This is a genomic window from Shinella sedimenti (assembly GCF_022601905.1).
GTDB classification, from domain to species: domain Bacteria; phylum Pseudomonadota; class Alphaproteobacteria; order Rhizobiales; family Rhizobiaceae; genus Shinella; species Shinella sedimenti.
Window position 1 is genome coordinate 1 of record NZ_JAKVIN010000024.1, and the last position, 3,204, is coordinate 3,204.

Consider the following 3,204-nt stretch of genomic DNA (forward strand, 5'->3'; position numbering starts at 1 on the left):
GTAAGCATCCGAGCGGCCACGCGGCATCCGTACGCGCGAGTTACGGCAAATCGTTCTATAGTAATGAGGTTCGGTCGAAGTGGGGCGCTTGGCGTAGCGGACCGTCAGGTTTTCCGGCGTGATCGACGCGCCCATTTTGCGATCAGGTCTTCAACGGCTCTGTTGAGATCGGCGAACGCAGCATTGTTCGGGTCGAAGTCTTTGGCGCCCCACCATTCGGCCAGCTCAGCGTGCCGCTCATGAGAGGGATCGGCAAGCGCCTCACGGAACTCCTGGTATCCCCAAGGCCCGCCGACGTCTTCAGGCGGGCAGCGCCCCGTCGCCTCGATCAGCATGGGGTCGCCCAGCGCAACGATGGGGAACGTGCGCTCGATCTTGATGCTGTGCGTCCAACCGTCACCGAAGTCGTAGTGGTATTTGAAGGATTTCGCGCCGGTGTCCTGGATTGCCGACAGGAGCGAGACCTTGCGCGCATCGATCGGGCCATCCCCCCATTCCTGGTCGGGCAAACCAAAACCGACGTCGCGAATCTGGAACTCGTAGAGATGGGTATTCGTCCAGCCCATCGCGGCTTGCAAGACCTCATGCAATCGGCTGAGCCGGATGCGCCACGGCACGACAACGCGCCGCATCACCATCGGTTCGACATGATCAAGAGTGACCTTCAGACGGACCAGGGAAGCTGCCATCGTCAGGCTGCCAGCATCAGGGCTGGACTTTCACCCTGGCGTAGCCGCTTCCACTCCCACGGAAGCAATTCCGGCAGACGCGAGACCGGCAGGTCTGCGATACGAGCAAGGATATCGGCGAGCCAAGCCTTGGGATCCACGTCATTCAGCCGTGCGGTCATGATGAGCGTGAGCATGATGGCCGCGCGATCGGCGCCGCGGTCGGAGCCGGCGAAGAGCCAGGCCTTTCTTCCGCAAGCCACGCCGCGCAACGCTCTTTCCGCGCAATTGTTCGTCATGCAGATCCTGCCGTCGTCGGCATACCGGGCGAAGTCGGCCCAGCGTGACAGCATGTAGTCGATCGGCCCGGACACCGGCGACGAGCGCGAGAGGCTGGCCCGCTCGGCGCGCAACCATTCCTCCATATCGTTCAACAAGGGCTTGCTCTTCTCCTGCCGGACGACAAGCCGCTCGGCCGCGCTCAGGCCGTTGATATCGCGCTCGATGGCGAACAGGGCATCGATGCGCTTCACGGCCTCAAGGGCTACCGGCGAGATCGGCTTGGCACCCTTGCCCCGCCGGGCATTGCGGGCGACATCGGCCAGTTCAAAGAACTTCCGGCGCGCATGGGCGAAGCAGAACGCGGGCGTTGCCGGCATCTGCCTCCTCGTCCGGTCGAACAGCGGATTGAAGCCGTTGTAGCAATCAGCCTGAAGGATGCCGCTGAAGTCGGCCAGATGCTTTTGCGGGTGTTCTCCGCGCCGATCGCTGGAGGCGTAGAAGACCGCTGCCGGCGGCGCAGGCCCGGCGAATGGCCGATCGTCACGCACGTAAACCCATATTCGCCCGGTTGTGCAATGGCCCTTGGCCAGGATCGGGATCGTCGTGTCGTCGCCGTGAAGCCGTTCGGCTTCGAACACATGCGTCTCGATCAGGTCGAAGACCGGCTTGAGGGCAAAGGCGACGTGTCCGACCTGATCGGCGAGCGTCTGGGTCGACAGGTCGATGCCCTCACATTTGAAGCGCGTGCTCTGGCGGTTCAGCGGGATGTGCTGCCCGAACTTGTCGAAGACGATCGTGGCCAGAAGGTTTGGGCCGATGAAGCCGCGCGGTGTGGCGTGGAACGGCGCGGGAGCCTGGCTGATCGCCTCGCAATCGCGGCACGTGAACTTCTCGCGCACCGTCTCGATCACCTTGAAGCGGCGCGGGATCTCCTCCAGCGTTCTGGTGACGTCCTCGCCCAGCTTCGATAGCCGCGATCCACCACAGCAAGCGCAGGCTGTCGGTGCGTCGAGGACGATGCGCTCGCACTCGATATCCTCCGGCCAGGGCTGGCGCACTGGCCGTTTACGCGTGAAGGCACGCACTGCCTGCGTTTTGGGCGCGGCCTCTTCGGCCGCCAGTTCGTCCTCGGTTGCCGACGCGGCGAGTTCTTCGAGCTGCAATTCCAACTGGTCGATCAGCCGCTGGGTGCGCTCACGACTCGGCCCGTGCTTGGCCCGTTCCAGCTTGCCGATCAGTAATTGCAGATGTGCGATCAGCACCTCGGTGCTCGACAACCGCGCCTTTGCATTGGCGGCTTCCGCCTCGGCCTGCATACGCGCCGCGCGCTCGGCCAGCAGCGCCGCATGGGCGCTGGTAAGGTCCGATGGCAGGCAAAGCGGCGGCAGTGTCATGACGACATTCAACCAGATTTCCCAATAATCTCAATGCTTAAATGCAATCATACTCGCGTTGGTCGCCAAGTTTCCTGCGGCGCGCGCCAATCAATTCCGGAGAGCAGGTAGGAAAGCTGTGCCGACGAGATTGCCACCGCGCCACCTTCGGCCGAAGGCCAAATGAACCTTCCTCGTTCCAGCTTTTTCGTGAACAGGCAGGCCCCCTGGCCATCGTGCCAAACGATCTTGATCAGATCGCCGCGCTTGCCCCTGAAGCAGAACAGATGGCCACCCAACGGGTCATGCTTCAGCACCTCCTGCACCCGCAGCGCCAGCGATGGGAACCCACACCGCATATCCGTGTAGCCCGTCGCAAGCCAAACCCGAACACCTGACGGGATCGGGATCATTCCAGCCCCTCAAGACCACGGACGATCCGCAGCAACGCATCCACATCGACATCGCGGTCTACAACAACGCGCCGGCCGCTCGCGATCACGATCTCCATGCGACCAGCACCAGACAGCGAATTCAACGGTACAGGCGCCGACATGGGCGCCTCCGCCACCACAAGGGCCGGCACGAAGCCATCAAAATCGCGGATGGCAAGCCGACCTTCCCGATACGCGCGCCGCCACGTATTCAATTGCGAGCGAGAGAGCCCGTATTTGCGGGCCGTCGCAGACGCAAGGCGCGGAGCAGAATAGCTCTCCTCCACAATCCGCAGCCGTACCGCATCGGTAAACTCGCGCCGGCGGCCAAGCTCGATGATGTCCATCCGGCTCACATCTGGCCGGTAACTGTCCTTATTCACGTCCATAAGGACAATCGGCCACATTCACATCAAACTGAAAAGGCGGCCCACGCCGGAGGCGTAC

At 62.7% G+C, this 3,204-nt stretch carries 4 protein-coding genes; all 4 read right to left on the minus strand.

Going from position 1 to position 3,204, the window contains the following annotated elements; all coding sequences use genetic code 11:
* Positions 1-104: 104 nt before the first annotated feature.
* Genes MKI86_RS23705 through tnpA form a run of 4 tightly spaced genes read right to left on the minus strand, consistent with a single transcriptional unit; the run spans position 105 to position 3,146 of the window.
* Positions 105-689 (minus strand): plasmid pRiA4b ORF-3 family protein, encoded by a 585-nt coding sequence (locus MKI86_RS23705; RefSeq protein ID WP_241605973.1) that lies wholly within the window; start codon positions 687-689, stop codon positions 105-107.
* Positions 690-691: 2 nt separating this feature from the next.
* Positions 692-2,344, minus strand: a complete 1,653-nt coding sequence (tnpC, locus tag MKI86_RS23710; protein WP_241605975.1) for an IS66 family transposase — start codon at positions 2,342-2,344, stop codon at positions 692-694.
* A gap of 47 nt (positions 2,345-2,391) precedes the next feature.
* Positions 2,392-2,736 carry an IS66 family insertion sequence element accessory protein TnpB gene (gene tnpB, locus MKI86_RS23715; RefSeq protein ID WP_241605977.1) on the minus strand — a complete coding sequence of 115 codons (345 nt, stop codon included), beginning with the start codon at positions 2,734-2,736 and terminating at the stop codon, positions 2,392-2,394.
* Positions 2,733-3,146, minus strand: a complete 414-nt coding sequence (gene tnpA, locus MKI86_RS23720) for an IS66-like element accessory protein TnpA (RefSeq protein ID WP_241605979.1) — start codon at positions 3,144-3,146, stop codon at positions 2,733-2,735. The genes tnpB and tnpA overlap by 4 nt, the downstream gene beginning before the upstream one ends.
* Positions 3,147-3,204 lie beyond the last annotated feature (58 nt).